Source organism: Halomonas sp. I5-271120 (assembly GCF_030553075.1).
Lineage (GTDB): Bacteria > Pseudomonadota > Gammaproteobacteria > Pseudomonadales > Halomonadaceae > Onishia > Onishia taeanensis_A.
Genome location: NZ_CP130701.1, coordinates 2,567,318 through 2,585,432, shown reverse-complemented (window position 1 = coordinate 2,585,432; position 18,115 = coordinate 2,567,318). Strand labels below are relative to the sequence as shown.

Here is an 18,115-nt window from a genome sequence, read left to right as displayed (position 1 = left end):
CCAGCCTTTCCCGAGACCTAGGGTTTGTGCGAAAAGTCAGCGAGCGAAGGCAAGACAAGGCAAAAATTGGCGAAAAAGCGGAGTTTACGGGGTGTAAATGAGCATTTTGAACCAATTTTTAACGCCGTATTGCCGAGCGCAGGTAGTTTTCGTACAAAGCCTAGAGCGACTGCCCGCAGGCAACGCCCGACGCCCAGGCCCATTGAAAATTGTAGCCCCCCAATTCGCCGGTCACATCCAGCACCTCGCCAATGAAGCGCAACTGCGGCAGTCCATTGACCGCGAAGGTCTTCGACGACACGCCATGGGTATCCACGCCCCCCATGGTGACCTCGGCGGTGCGCCAGCCTTCGGTTCCCGCCGGCTTTATGGACCAATGATTAAGACGTGCCTGCCAGCCCTCGAGACGGGCATTGGAAAGCTCCGCCAACGGAGCGTCCTCGCCATACCAGTCATTTAGCGCCTGGGCGAAGCGCTTGGGAAAGCGCTCGCCAAGCCAGGTCGAAAGACGCCGCTTGGGGGTTTCTCGGCGCGCCCGGGCCAGGGCCTCGAAGGCGTTATCACCCGCCAGCAGATCAATCTTGAGCTCGTCGCCGGTCTGCCAATAGCTGGAAATCTGCAGCATGGCAGGCCCGGAGAGCCCACGATGGGTGAATAGCATCGGTTCCCGGTAGGCGCCGTCACGACACTTGGCCACCACCTCGCAGCTGACGCCGGAAAGGGCCGCGGCGCGCTCCTTCCACTGCGATGTCAGGGTGAAGGGCACCAGCGCCGCCCGGGTGTCGGTGACCGCGAGACCAAACTGGCGGGCGATGTCGTAGCCAAAGCCCGTGGCGCCCATGCTGGGAATCGATAATCCACCGGTGGCGATCACCACGGCACCGGTGTCGATGCGACCGAGAGACGTCTCAAGCCGCATACCCTCGCCCTGCCGCTCGATGGAGTCGACGCGGGTCTTAAGACTGACCTCAACGCCTGCCCACTCGCACTCGGTGAGCAGCAGCCGAACGATGTCCTTGGCGGAGTCAGCGCAGAACAGCTGTCCCGGTGCCTTCTCGACATAATCGACGCCATGGCGCTCGACGAGCTCGACGAAGTGCTCCGGCCGATAGCGCTTGAGGGCCGAGATGCAGAAATGCGGGTTGGCAGAGAAGAAATTGCCGGGCCCCGTCGCCATGTTGGTGAAATTGCAGCGCCCGCCTCCCGACATCAGGATCTTCTTGCCGGCCTTGTTGGCATGATCGAGCAGCAGCACGCGTCGGCCGGCGTAACCGGCGGTCAGGGCGCACATCAGCCCGGCCGCACCGGCACCGATCACCACCACATCGGGTTGAGAAGTCATGCAGCATCACCCTTGGAGCCATGGAACAAAGGCGAGATGGTACCAGAGCAGCCAGGGCCGCTGGTGATCTTCCCGGCTTTCGCCACGCAGGCTTCTCACTCAGGCCTATAGCGTGGGCTGATGATGCAAGCGCTGCTCGCCAGTCCAGGCGCCACTTTCTTGCCAGCGCGGGTCCTTGTACGCGTCTTGCCGGAACATTGTCTTATGCACCCGCCACGTATAAGGTGTGTACAGCTTTTCACTGCAGGCATTGATCATCGTTTACACTCTTTTTCGATGGTGACCAACGCGGCGACGACTGAGCCAACAACGGCTGAAGCGGCGACGTCGAGCCACTGATCCCTTGCCCGGCAATCCCCCGATACCCCCTCGCCCCGACCAAGAGACGCCCCCTTGATGCCATTCTCGATGCAAAAGCTGCCCCCCCGCCGGTTGCCACTCCGACGGTCGACACGCCGCTCGCGAATGGCCGTGGGGTGCCTCGTGTACCTGCTGGCCCTGTTGCCCACGCTGGCAGAAGCACAGGCATCGCCCAGCACAGTGATTGCCGGCCGTGCCGACACCCGCACCTGGTCGGAACAGCTGGAAGCGTTGGGCACGCTGAAAGCGGATGAAAGCGTGACGCTCTCCGCGACCGTGACCGAGATCGTCAGCCAGTTGAGCTTCGAAGATGGCCAGCAGGTGTCAGCCGGAGACGTACTGATCAACCTGGAGGACGGCGAGGAGCAGGCACAGTTGCGCGCGGCTCAGGCGCTGCGCGACGAGCGACGCAATGCGCTATCACGCGCCAGCCAGCTGCAATCCCGCAACCTGGCGCCCAGGGCCAACGTCGAGGACAGTCAGGCGCAGCTGAGGCAGGTCGAAGCACAGATCGACGAAATCGAGGCGCGCCTGGCCGCACATCGACTGCGCGCGCCGTTCGATGGCGAGGTGGGCTTTCGCAACATCAGCGTGGGTAGCCTGGTCACGCCAGGCATGGCGCTGGTGACGCTGGATAAGCTTGATGTCGTGAAGCTCGATTTCCAGGTGCCGGAGAGTCGCATCAGCCTGCTGTCGAGGGGGCTAACGCTTTTGGCTCATAGTCCCGCCTACCCCGACGAGCGCTTTCAGGGTCAGATCGCCAGCATCGGTACCCGTATTGACCCGGTCAGCCGGAGCGTCACGGTGCGCGCCAAGCTGCCCAACGACGGGCGACGGCTGCGCCCCGGCATGCTGATGGAAGTAACGCTCGACGGCGCGTCGCGCCAGGCACTGGTCATTCCCGAAGCCGCATTGATTCCAGAAGGACGCCGCCAGTCGCTGCTGGTGATCGATGAAGCCGAGATGACGGCACACCTGCGCAATGTGACCATCGGCGCCCGCCGCGCCGGCCGCGTGGAAATTCTGGACGGCCTTTCCGCCGGCGACCTGGTGGTGATTCATGGCAGCCAGTCCACACGCGATGGGCAGGCCGTCGAGGTGTTGGGCATCGTCGATGCATCGACCACGGTCGCGGAGATCCTCAAGCGCAGCCGACCGGCAACGGGCGCCGTGACCAAGGCGGATGATTCCTGATGCGCCTGTCCGATATTTCCGTCCAGCGTCCGGTATTGGCAAGCGTACTGGCCGCCCTGATCGTTGCCTTCGGCCTGCTGGCGCTGGAGCGCTTGCCGCTGCAGGAATACCCGGCCATCGACCCGCCCATCGTCAGCGTCGACACCCGCTACCCGGGCGCCTCGTCAAGCGTCGTCGAGACCCGCATCACTCAAGTGCTCGAGGACCGTATCTCAGGCATCGAGGGCATCCAGACCATCAGCTCGTCGAGCCAGGATGGCGAATCCGAGATCACGGTCGAGTTCGGTCTCGACCAGGACATCGACGCCGCCGCCAACGACATGCGCGACCGCGTCTCGGGGGCCCGGGGCAACCTGCCGGATGAGGCCGAGCCCCCGGAGATCCAGAAGGCCGACAGCAGCTCGGAAGTGGTGGTGTGGCTGAGCCTGTCAGGGGAAGGCTATTCGATGACCGAGCTCACCGACTACGCCAATCGCTACCTGGTCGACCGGCTATCGGTGCAGCCCGGGGTCTCGCAGGTGCGCGTCGGCGGCGGGCGAGACTACGCCATGCGCATCTGGCTCGACCGCAACGCCCTGGCCGCCCGCAACCTGAGTGTCGGCGACGTCGAGGATGCCCTGCGCGAGGAAAACGTCGAACTGCCCGGCGGCGCCATCACTTCCGAGGATCGTCAGTTCGTGGTCCGCCTGCCCCGAAGCTTCGCCACCGCCGACGACTTCCAGGGACTGGTGCTGGATGAAGGCGCCGATGGCGATCTGGTGCGGCTTGGCGATGTTGCCAGGGTCGAGATCGGCGCCGTCGAGGAGCGCACCGTCTTTCGCGGCAACGGCGTGCCGATGGTCGGTCTTGGCATGATCAAGCAGTCCACCGCCAATGTGCTGGACCTCGCCCAGGGCGTGCGCGCCGAAATGGAGCGCCTGCAGAAGACGCTCCCAGAGGGGCTGAGCCTGCGCCTCAACTTCGATGCCTCAGTGTTCGTGTCCGGGGCCATTAGCCAGGTGGTGACGACGCTGTTCATCGCCATGGGGCTCGTCGTCGTGGTGATCTTTCTGTTTCTTGGCAACCTGCGCACCACCCTGATTCCTGCGGTCACGGTGCCTATCGCGGTGATCGGCACCTTCATTGCCCTGGCGGTATTCGGCTTCACCATCAACCTGCTGACACTGCTGGCCCTGGTGCTGGCCATCGGCCTGATCGTCGATGACGCCATCGTGGTGCTCGAGAACATCCACCGGCGCATGCAGCAATACGGCGAGACGCCGCTGGTGGCCGCTTTCCGCGGCAGCCGCCAGATTGCTTTCGCGGTGATCGCCACCACCCTGGTGCTGGTGGCGGTCTTCGTGCCGCTGAGCTTCCTGCAGGGCGACATCGGCCGCCTGTTCGGTGAATTTGCGCTGACCCTGTCCGCTGCAGTGGCCATCTCGAGCCTACTGGCACTGACCCTCACGCCGATGATGGCCTCCAAGCTGCTTAGCCCCGGCATGCACGAAAGCCGCCTGGCCATCGGCGTCCAGCGCCTGCTCGAAGTCAGCCAGCGCCTGTACCGCACGGTGCTGATACGAGTGCTCAAGCTGCGCCTGCTGGTCGCCGCGCTGTTTCTGGCCATGCTGGGCGGCGCTGGCTGGCTCTCAACGGAGCTGCCCCGCGAATACACCCCCAAGGAAGATCGCGGCAACTTCTTCCTGCTGGTCAACGGCCCGCCCGGCGCCAGCTATGACTACATGCTCGACTACATGAACGAGATCGAGACCCGGCTGCTGCCGATGATCGAGACCGGCGACGTCGACCGGGTATTGATCCGCGCGCCACGCGGCTATGGCAACATCGAGACCTTCAACGACGGCTTCGCGATTATCGGCCTGCCCGACTGGGGAGAGCGGCGCTCGGCCTGGGCGATCATGGATGATGTTCGCAGCCGGCTCTCAGGCCTGCCCGGGGTCCGCACTTTTCCGGTCATGCGACAGGGGTTCGGCGGCCGGGTGGAGAAACCCGTGCAGTTCGTGCTCGGCGGCGGCACCTATGAAGAGCTGGCCAACTGGCGCGACCGTTTGATCGAGCATATCCGCACCGACAACCCGCGCCTGACCGGGCTGGAAAGCGACTATGAGGAAACCCAGCCCCAGCTGCAGGTCGATATCGACTACCAGCGGGCCGCCGAACTCGGGGTTACCGTCAGCGAGATCGGCCGCACCCTCGAGACACTGCTCGGCGGTCGCAACGTCACCCGCTACGTCGATGACGGCGAGGAATACGAGGTAATACTGGAAGGCGAACCCAGCGACACGCAAAGCCCGCGTTCGCTGGACAGTATTCAGGTGCGCTCAGCGCGCAGCGGCGAGCTGATTCCATTGGCAAGCCTGGTGATGCTGACCGATTTCGCCGGTCCCAGCACCCTCAACCGATTCAACCGCATTCGCGCCATCACCCTTGAGGCCGACCTGGCCGAGGGCTATCCGCTCGGCGAGGCCCTGGCCTACCTGCAAGCCAGCGTCGATGAACTCCTGCCCGCAGAAGCCCAGACCGACCTCAAGGGCGCCTCGCGCGACTTCATGGAAGCGAGCGGCGCCACCACCTTCTTGCTGCTGCTCGGGGTGCTGGTGGTATTCCTGGTGTTGGCGGGCCAGTTCGAGAGCCTCGTACACCCGCTGGTGATCATGCTCACCGTGCCACTGGCGCTGTGCGGCGCCCTGTTGGGGCTTTATGTCGCCGGGCAATCGCTGAATCTGTATAGCCAGGTAGGGCTTGTCATGCTGGTCGGGCTCGCCGCCAAGAACGGCATCCTGATCGTGGAATTCGCCAACCAGCTGCGCGATCAGGGCAACGCCTTCCGTGACGCTCTGATCGAGGCCTCGGTAACCCGGCTGCGGCCAATCCTGATGACCGCTGTAACCACCATGGCCGGCGCCGTGCCGCTGATTCTGTCCACCGGCCCCGGCGCCGAAACCCGGCTGGTGATCGGCATCGTGATTCTCAGCGGCGTCGCCGCGGCGACCCTGTTCACCCTGTTCGTGGTGCCGGTGGCCTACGACCTGCTGGCCCGGCACACCGGCTCGCCGCAGGCGGTCGCCCAGCGCCTGGAGCGGGAAATGGAAAACTAAACGCTGGCCTTGGGACCCGACCGCCGAGCTTGATGAATGATGCCTAGCCGGATGACGACCGCTGATCTCGATGGCATCGTCGGGTTTCTCGCGCCTGCCAGAGCAGCGGCGTGGCGGCTGCTATGCTTCAGAACGGGATGACTCATAACCAGAGTTGCCAGGCGACACTTCTGACAGCCGGCCGCCAGCCGAGAGGAATCACTGCCATGATCGAATTTCTGCCCCCTGGGGCCAGCCATGTTGTTGCACTGCGCGCCAGCGGACGGGTGAACGCCGATGACCTGCAGGAAGCCATCGACGCCATTGAGGCCTTGAAGAAGACGCATGTCCGAATCAGCCTCTACACCGAGATCGACGAGATGCGCTGGATGACCCTGACCGCCATTCTGCGCGACCTGGGCTACGGCCTTACCCAGATCGGCGATATGGCGCATTACCATCGCGCCGCCGTGGTCACCGACCACAACTGGCTGCGTCCACTGGCGACAATCGAAAACCATCTCTTCAAACCGTTCGAGGTGCGTGTCTTCGACACCCACCACAGGGACGATGCCAAGGAATGGGTTCGCCAGCTGCCTCAGGCGCCCCAGACCGCCGATGCCGACGAGGCAGCGGCCGGTTAGCGGCCCACAGGTTCACAGGTTCACAGCGAAGGTCTCTGGTGCTCAGCACTCACCCATCCGCTGAGCCTCGATGGTGGTGTGCATCTTGAGCGCGCCCATCGGCGTGGTGGTGTCCACGTCTACGCTGCCCTCGGCCCGCTCGCCGAGAAAACGCAGGTTGCCATCGATGTTCGCCTCACCGCCGGAACCCCGACAGACCATGCGGTAATCCATGCGATCCCGACTGCTGGTCGACTCGATCACCTCACAACTATCTTGCTCCTGAACCAGCGAGCGCTGGGCATCGGCGATGTCTGCTTCGGTCAGGCATTCCTGATGAGATTCCGTCTGATCGGGAATCGGCAGGTCTCCCTCGACATGGGTCATGCTGCTGAACGCCCACATCCCAGGCACCAGATTCGGCGTTTCCTCCTGCGCCATGGCCGGCAGCGGCAGCATCAGCAGGGCGGCAATAAAGAGCAAAGCGATATGGGGCATGAGGCACATCTCCGGGGTGGCTGTTGGCTCCTCAAGCGTAGCTCAATACAGGCTCAGCCCAAGCTAAGGCGAAGGACCAAAGGCATCAAACCAAGCCGCTGCTAATATGATCCTTGGCGTGATGCATCGCTCCATATCACCCGTCATCTTCTATTGCCTATCGTTGCCCCTAATCAGCCGCCAGGAATCTACATGAAGCTCGAAACCATTGCTCTGCACCACGGATACGAACCGGACAACCAGAACGCCGTGGCCGTGCCGATCCACCAGACCACTTCGTTCGCCTTCGACAGCGCCCAGCATGCCGCCGACCTGTTCGACCTCAAGGTCGAGGGCAATATCTACTCACGCATCATGAACCCGACCTGCGCGGTGCTGGAACAGCGCATCGCCGCCCTGGAAGGCGGTATCGCCGGCCTGGCGGTGGCCTCGGGCATGGCGGCGATCACCTATGCGATCCAGACCATTGCCGAAACAGGCGATAACATCGTCTCGATCAGCGAGCTGTACGGCGGCACCTACAACCTCTTCGCCCATACGCTACCCCGCCAGGGCATCGAGGTGCGCTTCGCCCACAAGGACGACATGGCCGGCATCGCCGCCCTGATCGATGACCGCACCAAGGCCGTATTCTGTGAGAGTGTGGGTAACCCTTCTGGCAGCGTGGTCGACCTGCAGGCGCTGGCCGACGTGGCGCACCGCCACGGCGTGCCGCTGATCGTCGATAACACCGTGCCCACCCCTTTCCTGTGGCGCCCCATCGAACACGGAGCGGATATCGTCATTCACTCGGCCACCAAGTACATCGGCGGCCATGGCACCACAGTGGGCGGGGTGATCGTGGACTCCGGCAAGTTCCCCTGGGCCGATCACCCCAAGCGTTTCGCGCTCTTGAACGAACCGGACGTGTCCTATCACGGCGTCAGCTACACCCGCGACGTCGGCGATGCCGCCTTCATTGCCCGCGCCCGAGTGGTGCCGCTTCGCAACATGGGCGCCGCCCTCTCAGCCCAAGCCGCCTGGAACCTGCTGCAGGGACTCGAATCCCTCGCCCTGCGCATCGAGCGGATCTGCGACAACACCCTCAAGGTGGCCAAGCACCTGGCACAGCACCCGCAAGTCACCTGGGTGCAGTATGCGGGCCTCGAGAGCCACAAGGACCATGCCCTCGCCGAGCGCTACATGGGAGGACGTGCCTCCGGCATCCTGAGTTTCGGCATCGAGGGCGGCCGCGAGGCCGGCGGCCGCTTCTACGATGCGCTGCAACTGATCCTGCGCCTGGTGAATATCGGCGACGCCAAGACCTGCTCATCGATCCCGGCCTCGACCACGCATCGCCAGCTCAACGATGAGGAACTCAAGGCCGCCGGCGTTACCCCGGACATGGTTCGTCTGTCGATCGGCATCGAGCATGTCGACGACATCATCGCCGATATCGATCAGGCTCTGGCCGCCGCCAAGGCCTGACAGCGCCAGTGGGCTCGCGCCCGGTCCCGCTTCTGCTAGCCATGACAAAGTCATCCATAGAAGGTCAACGATAGAAAGTCAGCCATAAAAAAGCCCCCTCAGTGAGGGGGCCAAAAAGCAGAGCATTGGGCATATACAAGGCCCGAACGAATCAGGCGCGGCGATCGAAGCCGTTATCCAGGAACGGATAGTCGGTATAGCCCTTCTCGTCACCACCATAGAAGGTCTCGGAATCCGGCTCGTTGAGCTCGGCGCCCAAGCGAATGCGCTCGACCAGGTCCGGGTTGGCGATGTAGGAACGCCCGATAGCCACCGCATCGGCGATGCCGTCGCTGATGATCCGCTCGCCACGCTCGGCGTCGTAGTGACCGCAGAAGATCAGGCTGCCGGTAAAGCGGGCGCGCATCGCACGACGGAAATCATCGCTGAATTTGATGTCGCCGCCGGCCCAGTCGGGCTCGTTGACGTGCACATAGGCGAGGCCGCGCTTGGACAGCTGCTCCAGCAGGTAGAAGGTCATTGCCTCGGATTCGTCATCAGTCAGCCCGAAGAGCTCGATGAACGGCGTCAGGCGAATCCCCGTGCGTTGGGGCCCAAACACCTCGGCAACCGCATCAACCACCTCAAGCGGGAAGCGGGCGCGGTTTTCCAGTGAACCGCCGTACTGATCGGTGCGCTGGTTGGTGCCGGTGGCCAGGAACTGGTTGAGCAGATAAGCGTTAGCGGCGTGTACCTCGATCATGTCGAAGCCTGCCCGCTTGGCGCGAATGGCCGCCTGGCGATAGTCCTCGACGATGCCCGGGATCTCGTCCGTTTCCAGTGCCCGCGGGGTGCTGGTCTCGTGCCGGCCGGCGGTGCCGTCCTCGAATTCCACGAAACACTGAGCGCCCTCGCCCTTCAGCGCGCTCGGCGCCACCGGCGCCTGGCCGTCGGGCTGCACCATCTCGTGAGAGACGCGACCGACGTGCCACAGCTGCAGCGCCATACGTCCGCCCTTGGCATGCACGGCATCCACGACGCCCTTCCAGCCGGCTTCCTGCTCATCGGTCCAGATGCCCGGCGTATACACATAGCCGCGAGCCGTCGGGGAAATATTGGTCGCCTCGCTGATGATCAGCCCGGCGCCGGCACGCTGGCCGTAGTAGGCTTCCTGCAGCTTGCCCGGGACGCTATCAGGCGTGCGGGCACGGGTCAGCGGCGCCATCAGAATGCGGTTGGGTATCGTCAGGCTGCCCAAACGAGTCGGTGTCAGCAGGGTATCGTAGGCCATTCGGCAACTCCCGTTACAATAGATTCAAGGCTTGGATTCGCACGCTTGCGATCTTCGCCTGCTTTGATTAGACCAGTTTACTAGTAACCTTGGAGAGCTGACTACCCCGCGCTAATTATTAGCGCAGTAATTAAAATTCATGGCGGCTCGACGAGCGTTGCGTAACGAGGATGGTTGCAGCGCCAAGACGCCGCCATGAAGGGAGCGACGAGGGGATAGACAAAAGGAGCGATGATGGAACTGAGATTCAACGATCCGCAGGAGCAACAGCGCTGGTATGCGGTGAATGACGGCGTCATGGGCGGCATCTCGCAAAGTGCGTTCAGCGTTTCGCAGGGCGAGGGGCGCTTTCATGGCGAGGTGTCGCTTGAGAACGGCGGCGGGTTTGCGTCGGTGCGACGCCAACCGGACGGTACGGAATCAGGCTTTACCCAGGCCAAGGGCATCGCCATCACCGTGCGCGGCGATGGCCGCACCTACCAACTGCGCCTGAAAAGCTCAGCGCTTGGCGATTCCAGCGCTTACCGAGTGGCCTTCACCCCGGACACGGATGCCTGGCAGACGCTCACCTTCCCATGGGCAGCATTCGAGGCCGTGAGGCGCGGCACCATATTGAGTGACGCACCGCCCCTGGCGCCTGAAGATATTCATCAGATCGGTTTCCTGATTGCCGATCGCACCGCCGGGCCCTTCTGCCTGCGGGTAAATCGAGTGACCACCGCTGAATAGCCGGCATCGACTGACGGCGCAAGTGCCGGGAGAGACGCGGAATCTAAGGCGTGAGGATCAGGTGTGAAATGTCAGGCGCGCAATACCAGCTGCGCAGCAACGGAAAGAGTCAAAGGCAAGAGTGATCACATCGCCCTGGGAAGGCCCCAGGGCGAGAAGAGTAGCAGGACATTCAGTTCCTGACGGCCGCCACCAAGGCGTCGGCGAAGGTCTCGGTCGTTCCGGTGCCACCCAGGTCCGGTGTCACCTGGTCACGAGAGCTCTCGAGTACCTCGCGGATAGCGGTGCGAATCCGCGTGCCTTTATCTTTCATGTCCAGGTAGTCCAGCATTTCCGCTGTGGCCAGCAGCAGGGCGCAGGGGTTGGCCACGCCTCTACCGGCAATGTCCGGCGCCGAACCGTGTACCGCCTCGAAGATCGCCGCCTGCTTGCCAATATTGGCCCCCGGTGCCATCCCCAGGCCGCCGACCAGACCCGCGCAAAGGTCAGACAGAATATCGCCGAACAGGTTAGTGGTGACGATGACGTCAAACTGATGGGGATTCATCACCAGTTGCATGCAGGCATTGTCGACGATCATTTCCTGGAACTCGATCTCAGGAAAATCCTTGGCGACTTCTCGAGCGACATCGAGAAAGAGCCCGGAACTTGACTTGATGATATTGGCCTTATGGACGGCCGTGACTTTCTGGCGCCCTTTGGCACGAGCCAGCTCAAAGGCATGGCGCACGATGCGCTCGGAACCCTTGCGGGTGGTCTTGATACTAGCGACCGCCGTCTCGCCGTCCTCACTCACGCTCTGGCCTTCGGCCATGTAGGCGCCTTCGGTGTTCTCGCGCACCGTAATGAGGTCGATGTCATCGTAACGCGACCGCGTGCCGGGGAAGCTGATCGCCGGGCGCACATTGGCGTACAGGTCGAAATGGCGACGCAGCTGAACGTTGATGGACGAGAACCCTTTGCCCACCGGCGTGGTCAGCGGGCCTTTAAGGGCAAGGCCGTGCTCGGCGATGCTGTCCAGCGACGCTTGGGGAATCAAGGTACCGTGCTTCTCCAGAGCCCCGAGGCCAGCCTCAATCACGTCATAATCAAAGCCACAGTCCAGAGCATCGAGCACCTTTAGCGTGGCATCCATGATCTCAGGGCCAATACCATCTCCCTTGATAACGGCGATAGTCTGGGGCATAGCGAGTCTCCTTGGGTGGGTGAATCATTGAGCAGCGTTGTCTCTACGCTGGCGCCTGCAAGTGACGTGAGAGTGTCAGAATGTCGATCCGCTGACCAGAAACGAAGCCCGAAGCAGGCGAAATGCTTAATATCTCACCATGGTGATGACGACGAGCAGCCTGCATCCAGTGGGCACGATGCATTTGGAGCATGCTGTAAGCCCGGACGAGGCAGCATGTACGTGACCGTTGAGCTCGCCAGCCAGAATAGTTCAACTGCACTGCAGTTTCGGATTCTCTCCCATAAAGGTTTCACGGGCGATACTGCTCTGGCAAAAGAAGAGCACCTGTACCGGGCCAGGTCAGCGTGAGACCCGGAGGCACAGCCCAGTTAACACCCTATTCCTGCAGGAAGCGGATCGGCATATAGATGTAACTTGAAAGCAAAAATCAGATAAAGCTAAATTAATACTCGGCTTTGCCGATCACAATATGTGAGCTGTCGTTAGGGCATTTTCTGCATTCGCGCCAAACGCAACTGGTGCGATGACGATGCATGCCTAAAAGCAATACAGAAGCATCTAAAAAGGGCACTCATGACGAGGCCTATAACATCACAAGGAGTTGTTTATGCATTCAGGGAACAGGGGAATGGTGGGATATGGCAAACTGCTGATGGCCCTGCTGGTGATGGCGCTCATCACCGGCTGTGCAGCTCAAGCGCCTTCAACTGCCAATATGCAGGCCGACCTTCAAGGGTACTCCCTCCCCCAGCAGCCAGAAGAGGATCAGGGCTTGGTCTACGTGGTCCGGCCCGAAATGATTGGTACTCTGGTCCGTTTTAACGTATTCGTGGACAACCAGGCACCTGAATCAGAGGTCGGTTACACCCGAGGTAGCCAGCATATCTACTTCCCGGTGGAACCTGGCCAGCACACCATCTTCTCCAAGGCTGAAAACTGGGCCTCCATCGACATTGATGTTGCTCCAGGCAATACCGTCTTCGTTCGTCAGCACCCCAAGATGGGCTTTGTCATAGCACGTAACAACCTGTCCTTGATGGATAAACTGGTGGGGCAGTATTTCGTGAAGGAAACCAGCTTAGGAACGCTAGAGACCAGCGAGTAACTACACCAATTCAGTACCGGGCCTTGCTGTTATCCACTGGCAAGGCCCTTCCCCCAGCCACACCAGTGGCCTCTAAAGAAAGCCACATCGATACTCTTCCCTCCTTAATGACCCAACATTTACTACGTCGGAAAAACGGTAAAGACACCTTAAGAAGGGGGGCGACCTGTTCACCCGACCCAGGGTAATGATGCGTCCCCGTGGCCTGTCAGAGGTGCCCGGCGGGAAATTCATGCACTGCTCGGCATGCGAGCTCCGCTGGCTGGGGCAGAAGCGTTACCGGCTGACTTGTCTGGCGTGCGGGCCTACTACCGAGCGAGGCGCCCTGGCTAGCCAGGGTCGTCCTCGGCTAGCATCGATGTCGGCGAATAGGGAAAAGTGTGAGTAAGCCAACCTTAAGGCGTTGCAGGCAATATAGCGGCAATGTTCTTTCCGTTGCCGGAGTCGCCCGTGTCACCCGATATCGCCTTGCTGCATGCCATTAACGGCCTGGCCAGCCAGTTTCCCGCGCTCAATACCCTGATGATCGCCATCACTCGCTTCGGCGTACTATTGATGGTGCTGGCCGTGGTGCCGCTGTGGTGGGCCCGCTCGCAGCGTGATCGGGAGCGTCACCTCGCAGCCTCGGCAGGCCTGGCGTTTATCGGTGGGCTGGTGCTCAACCAGCTGGTCCTGTTGTTCGTGCAGCGCGCCCGCCCCTATACCGACGGCCTGTCACATCTGCTCATTGCGCCGAGTGCGGACCCATCGTTTCCTTCCGACCATGCCACCGCCGTCACCGCCATCGCGGCGACCTTCCTGCTGCAACGCCGTTTCCGCTCGGGCGGTGCTTTCGCGCTAGCCGGCCTTCTGGTGATGTTGTCGCGCGTCTACGTCGGCACCCACTACCCAAGCGACGTTCTCGGCGGTCTGGTGACGGGCTGTCTGGCGGCGCTGGTTGTCAGAGGTTTCTATACGCGCGAGTGCTGGCTGAACCGTCGTCTGGTGCGCCTGCTGTAAACTATCCCTCCAATTTCCCCCGGCCGGAGCCGCTACCCGATGCTGGAAACGCTCGTCACCGCTATCACGCACCTGTCGTCGCAGCACAGTGCCATCGCTTATGCCATCGTGGCCCTGTCCGCTATGGCAGAGGCGCTACCGGTTGCCGGCACTCTGGTGCCGGGCTCTGTGCTGATCGTCGGCATCAGCGCCCTGGTCAGCACCGGGGCATTGGGCACCGTGCCGCTGATACTCGCTGCACTGGCGGGGGCGATCGCCGGGGATGGCATCTCCTTTTGGCTCGGGTACCGCTACGAGTCACGCATTACCGGCATCTGGCCGCTGAGCCGTTATCCGCAATGGGTGGCGCGGGCCGAGGCGTTCTTTCAACGTCACGGCGGCAAGGGCGTATTCCTGGCGCGCTTCGTGCAGGGGCCGCGCGCCTTCGTGCCGCTGGCAGCGGGCATGAGCGGCATGTCGCCGGTGCGCTTCTATAGCGTCAACATCGCCTCGGCGATCATATGGGCCACCACCCACGTACTGGCCGGGGTACTGCTCGGCGAGTCGCTCCATGTGGTCGCTCAGGTCGCCGGGCGCCTGGTGTTGCTGATGGTACTGGTGGCGCTCTTGGTCTGGGCCATCGTCTGGCTGACCCGCCGCGTATTGCTGACACGGGGCCTGGAGGCGCTGCAGGCTGGCGTGACCCACCTGGAGCACTGGTGTGCGCCGCAGGCGACTACCGCGCAGCGCGGCGTAGCCCGCCTGCTGGCCACGGCCCGGGGCGAGGGGCTGATGCTGGCCATCGCCATCGCGGTGCTGATCGGCTGCTTATGGCTGTTTATGGGCATTCTCGAGGATCTGCTCACCGGCGATCCGCTGGTGCAGGCCAACCAGGCGGTCTTCCATGCCCTGCAGGCCCTGCGCACCCACTGGAGCGACACTCTGATGCTGGCGATCACCGAGCTGGGCGACGGTATCGTGACCACCAGCCTCACCGTGACGGTCGCCGCCTGGCTGCTGGTCCGCCGGGCTTGGCGCAGCACGCTTTACTGGCTGTCCGCGGTGGGCGGCGCGGCACTGTTCACGCCATTGATCAAGGCGCTAGTCCACTGGCCGCGTCCGACTGCCGGGCTCTATAGCGGCTGGGAGGCCTTCTCATTCCCCAGCGGTCACGCCACCATCAACACGGTGCTTTACGGCTTCCTGGCCTATCTCATCGCCCGGGCCCTACCCGCCCGTCGACGCGGCTGGGTGGTCGGCGCTGCGGCACTGATAGTAGCTCTGATCGCCGTTTCTCGTCTCTATCTGGGCGCCCACTGGTTGGCCGACGTCAGCGCCGGTATCGCCATCGGTTTCGCCTGGGTGATCCTGCTGGCGATCAGCCACCAGCGGCGTCACGCGCCGCTCCGGGAGGCGCGTGGGCTGTTGATCGTGGTGCTGCTGACCCTGGCCGTGGTCTGGCCGTATCACCTTTATCAACAACTGTCCGCCGATCGCGCCCGCTACGTGCCTCACCCCACGATTCAGCAACTGGCCTGGCAGGACTGGTCTCAGACTGCCTATCACCAGCTCCCGGACCATCGCACCGACCTGGGCGGAGAAGGCGAGGAGCCCATTGTCCTGCAATGGGCGGGGGATCTGGAGGGGCTGCGACATCGCCTGAGCGAGGCCGGCTGGCAAGTCGATGTCCCCTGGACCCTGATCAACGCCCTGCATTGGCTGAGTCCCGGTCATGCCGCCGCCGGCCTGCCGACGCTGCCGCGCCTCAACGGCGGTCAGCCCTCTGCTCTGCGTGCCACGCACCTGGTCGCCGGGCAGACGGGCCGCCGCCGGGTCCTGCATGTCTGGCCCACGGATTTCACCCTGACCGGCACCTGCCAGGCGTCACCTCAGCCACTGTGGGTCGCCTCGCTCAGGATCCAGCAACGCCGCGACCTGTTCGGCTTGCTGGCCGTGGAGCGTGATGTTTCCGGCGTCACCGACACACAACCCGTACTTAAGCAGACAGTGCAGGCGCCCGACACGACCACGCACTTTCACAGCCTGTCCGCCGACACGCCGCTGCTGCTTGCCGCCCCCGCGAGCCTCGCCCCGCCATGTGGCAGCCAGTGAAGCGATGGGCCAACGTCATGCTGGCGGACATGCCTCGCTGACGCGTCCATGACACCAACAACGGGAGCCTCATTCAGCCTTGGTTCAGCTTCGCCACCCAGCTGTTGGCGTGCGACATAGAGGTGAGGATTGCATGACCACGATCAAAAATTGTGGCTGCCCGCCCCCTAGCGGCACACCACAATTTGACCATTGGGCAACACAAGGGCTGTAACGTACCCACACATGATAGGCGGCTACTCCGCCTGCATCATCCGGGCCGTTTCGTTCTGCGAGCCCCGTCCTGAACGATCAGAAAGTCGGCGCCCCTGCAGGGAAATGACGCAAGCGAGGTCATGAAGATACAGACAAGAGGAAGTGTTCCGCATGTCCAGGAATGAAAGACGACTAGGCGTGAACGAGGTCAATCTAGTGACTCGCAAGTTGAAGCTCGAGCCCTGCGATGCCGATGCACTTCGTCTCGCCATCGCAGAGATAGACGAACTATTCGGGCTGCAACGCGTCACCTACGACACCGGCAAGCGCAAGCTCAGCATGGCCTATGACGGATCGCGGCTGTGCATCGACCATATCGAAGAGATTCTCGCCCAGCACGCCATCGAGATCAGCCACAGCTGGTGGAACCGCTTCAAGGAAGACCACTACCGGTTCGTCGACCAGAACATCAAGGACAATGCCAGCAAGGAGCCGTGGAGTTGTCATTAGTCCTAGTCACGAGCTGACACGATCCGCGATAACTCTTACGAGATGGCGCTCTTGAGCCTCTATGATCGGCGCCTAGTCCGATGAGTCGAGACCCTTGAGAGGCCCATGTATAGAAAGTATGGGCTGGGATATTATAGAAACAAAAAAAAGCCACTGAAATCAGTGGCTTTTTTAAATTCGGTGGCGGAGGGGGAGGGATTCGAACCCTCGAAGCCTTTCGACTTACACACTTTCCAGGCGTGCTCCTTCGACCACTCGGACACCCCTCCGCAATTTTTAGTCCTGCCGTGAAGGCTGCGCCTTCCGCGTCAGAACGGCGCATACTGTATCGAGATCAGGCGGCGATTGCAAGCCGGGCGCTAAATTTTCCCAATATCTTCAGGGCAATACCGCATAGTCGCCGCGAGCGGTAAGGCACAGGGTATCGCCGCAATAGAGCTCTTGAACCAGCGCGATGCGCCCCTTGCCACGGCTGGCGAGGCGGTCGGCCAGGGCCGCCGGCCCTGCTAGGTCTTCCGGGCGGCACAGGATGCGGTAGTCGCCGGTCACCGGGGCTTTGAAGCGCTGGCTCGCTTCGGCGACCACCACGTTTTGCTCGCGGCCCTGGGAGCGCAACCAGAGAGTGACCCAGCACCAGCCGATCAGGGTGGTCTGGGCGGCCAGCGAGCCGCCGAAACCAGTGCCCTTGTCTTTGAGGTTGGGGGCAAGCGACAGCGACCAGACCAGTGTGTCGTCCTGCCAGTGCATATCCCGAATACCCAACGGCGGCACCAGCGGAATGGCCGCCTCTAGCCAGTGGCGAAAGGCGATCAGGTCATCGCCCTGCCCTGCCGCAGGCAGCGCCAAGCGCGGATGCGGCACACCAACCTCACGCACGGCTCAGTTCCAGCGCTCGACGAAGTCGGCCGGGTCACGCGACGGCAATGGCTTGTGGCGCCCGCCCATCTGCCCCAGGTACAGGAAGGCCACGAGCTCGTCGTGCTCGCCAAGGCCCAGACCCTTCTTGACCGTGGGGTCGAAGGCATAGTGCCCGGTACGCCACATCGCGCCGAGCCCCAGCGCCTGAGCCGCCAGCAGCATGCCATGAGCGGCACAGCCGGCAGAGAGCGACTGCTCAAGGGGCGGCACCTTGGGCTCGTCCGGGGTGATCTTGGCGACCACGGCGATGATCATCGGCGCCCGCAGCGGTTTCTTGCGCGCGGCATTCAGGGCAGCATCGTCGATGTGCGGGTTATTGTGGAACTCGGCCTCGGCAAACAACTCGCCAAGCCGGGTGAGCCCCTCACCCGAGAACTCGATAAACCGCCAGGGGGTGAGCTCCTTGTGATCTGGTGCGCGCAGGGCTGCGCGGTAGATGGCATCCAACTGGTCGGCGCTGGGGGCCGGACCGCGCAACTTGCCCATGGAGCTGCGTTCATGCAGTAGCGTCATTGCATCCATCCGGGTCTCCTTGCAGCGATGGGGTG

General features: G+C 62.6%; 15 protein-coding genes and 1 tRNA gene. 9 read left to right on the top strand and 7 right to left on the bottom strand.

All coding sequences use genetic code 11. The features are described from left to right. Positions 1 to 160: 160 nt before the first annotated feature. Positions 161 to 1,342 (bottom strand): NAD(P)/FAD-dependent oxidoreductase, encoded by a 1,182-nt coding sequence (locus Q2K57_RS11500; protein ID WP_304525133.1) that lies wholly within the window; start codon positions 1,340 to 1,342, stop codon positions 161 to 163. Positions 1,343 to 1,807: 465 nt separating this feature from the next. Here Q2K57_RS11500 and Q2K57_RS11495 point away from each other — a divergent pair, with 465 nt between their 5' ends. From Q2K57_RS11495 to Q2K57_RS11485, 3 genes are all read left to right on the top strand, one after another. Then, positions 1,808 to 2,896, top strand: coding sequence for an efflux RND transporter periplasmic adaptor subunit (locus Q2K57_RS11495; protein WP_304525132.1), 1,089 nt, complete (start codon positions 1,808 to 1,810; stop codon positions 2,894 to 2,896). Then, a complete protein-coding gene (locus Q2K57_RS11490) occupies positions 2,896 to 5,994 on the top strand; it encodes an efflux RND transporter permease subunit (protein WP_304525131.1) in 3,099 nt (1,032 codons plus the stop codon). Before Q2K57_RS11495 ends, Q2K57_RS11490 begins: the two co-directional genes overlap by 1 nt. 206 nt (positions 5,995 to 6,200) lie before the next feature. Next, positions 6,201 to 6,617, top strand: a complete 417-nt coding sequence (locus Q2K57_RS11485) for an STAS/SEC14 domain-containing protein (protein ID WP_304525130.1) — start codon at positions 6,201 to 6,203, stop codon at positions 6,615 to 6,617. Between the two features lie 42 nt (positions 6,618 to 6,659). Here the strand turns inward: Q2K57_RS11485 and Q2K57_RS11480 are convergent, their stop codons facing one another. Beyond that, a complete protein-coding gene (locus tag Q2K57_RS11480) occupies positions 6,660 to 7,094 on the bottom strand; it encodes a DUF3617 family protein (RefSeq protein ID WP_304525129.1) in 435 nt (144 codons plus the stop codon). Positions 7,095 to 7,286: 192 nt separating this feature from the next. Here Q2K57_RS11480 and Q2K57_RS11475 point away from each other — a divergent pair, with 192 nt between their 5' ends. Continuing rightward, positions 7,287 to 8,561, top strand: coding sequence for an O-acetylhomoserine aminocarboxypropyltransferase/cysteine synthase family protein (locus Q2K57_RS11475; protein ID WP_304525128.1), 1,275 nt, complete (start codon positions 7,287 to 7,289; stop codon positions 8,559 to 8,561). 151 nt (positions 8,562 to 8,712) lie between these two features. Here the strand turns inward: Q2K57_RS11475 and Q2K57_RS11470 are convergent, their stop codons facing one another. Further along, the gene (locus tag Q2K57_RS11470) at positions 8,713 to 9,831 is read right to left on the bottom strand and encodes an alkene reductase (RefSeq protein WP_304525127.1); all 1,119 of its coding nucleotides are present in this window, start codon (positions 9,829 to 9,831) and stop codon (positions 8,713 to 8,715) included. A gap of 234 nt (positions 9,832 to 10,065) precedes the next feature. Between Q2K57_RS11470 and Q2K57_RS11465 the strand changes: the two genes are divergently transcribed. Next, positions 10,066 to 10,560 (top strand): CIA30 family protein, encoded by a 495-nt coding sequence (locus Q2K57_RS11465; protein ID WP_304525126.1) that lies wholly within the window; start codon positions 10,066 to 10,068, stop codon positions 10,558 to 10,560. A 172-nt stretch (positions 10,561 to 10,732) separates the two neighbouring features. Here Q2K57_RS11465 and Q2K57_RS11460 read toward each other — a convergent pair whose 3' ends face one another. Then, the gene (locus Q2K57_RS11460; protein ID WP_304525125.1) at positions 10,733 to 11,746 is read right to left on the bottom strand and encodes an isocitrate dehydrogenase; all 1,014 of its coding nucleotides are present in this window, start codon (positions 11,744 to 11,746) and stop codon (positions 10,733 to 10,735) included. A gap of 610 nt (positions 11,747 to 12,356) precedes the next feature. Between Q2K57_RS11460 and Q2K57_RS11455 the strand changes: the two genes are divergently transcribed. From Q2K57_RS11455 to Q2K57_RS11440, 4 genes are all read left to right on the top strand, one after another. After that, complete coding sequence (locus Q2K57_RS11455; RefSeq protein ID WP_304525124.1) at positions 12,357 to 12,854, top strand: hypothetical protein; 498 nt, start codon at positions 12,357 to 12,359, stop codon at positions 12,852 to 12,854. A gap of 450 nt (positions 12,855 to 13,304) precedes the next feature. Continuing rightward, entirely contained in the window at positions 13,305 to 13,853 is a 549-nt protein-coding gene (locus Q2K57_RS11450) for a phosphatase PAP2 family protein (RefSeq protein WP_304525123.1), read from the top strand. A gap of 39 nt (positions 13,854 to 13,892) precedes the next feature. Further along, positions 13,893 to 15,944, top strand: a complete 2,052-nt coding sequence (locus tag Q2K57_RS11445) for a bifunctional DedA family/phosphatase PAP2 family protein (RefSeq protein ID WP_304525122.1) — start codon at positions 13,893 to 13,895, stop codon at positions 15,942 to 15,944. Between the two features lie 366 nt (positions 15,945 to 16,310). After that, the gene (locus Q2K57_RS11440) at positions 16,311 to 16,649 is read left to right on the top strand and encodes a cation transporter (RefSeq protein ID WP_304525121.1); all 339 of its coding nucleotides are present in this window, start codon (positions 16,311 to 16,313) and stop codon (positions 16,647 to 16,649) included. A gap of 181 nt (positions 16,650 to 16,830) precedes the next feature. Here the strand turns inward: Q2K57_RS11440 and Q2K57_RS11435 are convergent. The 3 genes from Q2K57_RS11435 to Q2K57_RS11425 all read right to left on the bottom strand — a co-directional run bounded on the left by Q2K57_RS11435 (position 16,831) and on the right by Q2K57_RS11425 (position 18,089). Continuing rightward, positions 16,831 to 16,918: transfer RNA gene (locus Q2K57_RS11435), tRNA-Ser, on the bottom strand. Positions 16,919 to 17,027: 109 nt separating this feature from the next. After that, entirely contained in the window at positions 17,028 to 17,525 is a 498-nt protein-coding gene (locus tag Q2K57_RS11430) for a YiiD C-terminal domain-containing protein (protein ID WP_304525120.1), read from the bottom strand. Between the two features lie 3 nt (positions 17,526 to 17,528). Continuing rightward, positions 17,529 to 18,089 carry a nitroreductase family protein gene (locus Q2K57_RS11425; RefSeq protein ID WP_304525119.1) on the bottom strand — a complete coding sequence of 187 codons (561 nt, stop codon included), beginning with the start codon at positions 18,087 to 18,089 and terminating at the stop codon, positions 17,529 to 17,531. Positions 18,090 to 18,115 lie beyond the last annotated feature (26 nt).

Bases quoted from the DNA above. Each gene is read 5' to 3' on its own strand.
- Q2K57_RS11500 (WP_304525133.1), bottom strand. From the start codon at position 1,342: ATGACTTCTCAACCCGATGTGGTGGTGATCGGTGCCGGTGCGGCCGGG.
- Q2K57_RS11480 (WP_304525129.1), bottom strand. From the start codon at position 7,094: ATGCCCCATATCGCTTTGCTCTTTATTGCCGCCCTGCTGATGCTGCCG.
- Q2K57_RS11445 (WP_304525122.1), top strand. From the start codon at position 13,893: ATGCTGGAAACGCTCGTCACCGCTATCACGCACCTGTCGTCGCAGCAC.
- Q2K57_RS11495 (WP_304525132.1), top strand. From the start codon at position 1,808: ATGGCCGTGGGGTGCCTCGTGTACCTGCTGGCCCTGTTGCCCACGCTG.
- Q2K57_RS11470 (WP_304525127.1), bottom strand. From the start codon at position 9,831: ATGGCCTACGATACCCTGCTGACACCGACTCGTTTGGGCAGCCTGACG.
- Q2K57_RS11425 (WP_304525119.1), bottom strand. From the start codon at position 18,089: ATGGATGCAATGACGCTACTGCATGAACGCAGCTCCATGGGCAAGTTG.
- Q2K57_RS11460 (WP_304525125.1), bottom strand. From the start codon at position 11,746: ATGCCCCAGACTATCGCCGTTATCAAGGGAGATGGTATTGGCCCTGAG.
- Q2K57_RS11465 (WP_304525126.1), top strand. From the start codon at position 10,066: ATGGAACTGAGATTCAACGATCCGCAGGAGCAACAGCGCTGGTATGCG.
- Q2K57_RS11485 (WP_304525130.1), top strand. From the start codon at position 6,201: ATGATCGAATTTCTGCCCCCTGGGGCCAGCCATGTTGTTGCACTGCGC.
- Q2K57_RS11475 (WP_304525128.1), top strand. From the start codon at position 7,287: ATGAAGCTCGAAACCATTGCTCTGCACCACGGATACGAACCGGACAAC.
- Q2K57_RS11455 (WP_304525124.1), top strand. From the start codon at position 12,357: ATGCATTCAGGGAACAGGGGAATGGTGGGATATGGCAAACTGCTGATG.
- Q2K57_RS11440 (WP_304525121.1), top strand. From the start codon at position 16,311: ATGTCCAGGAATGAAAGACGACTAGGCGTGAACGAGGTCAATCTAGTG.
- Q2K57_RS11490 (WP_304525131.1), top strand. From the start codon at position 2,896: ATGCGCCTGTCCGATATTTCCGTCCAGCGTCCGGTATTGGCAAGCGTA.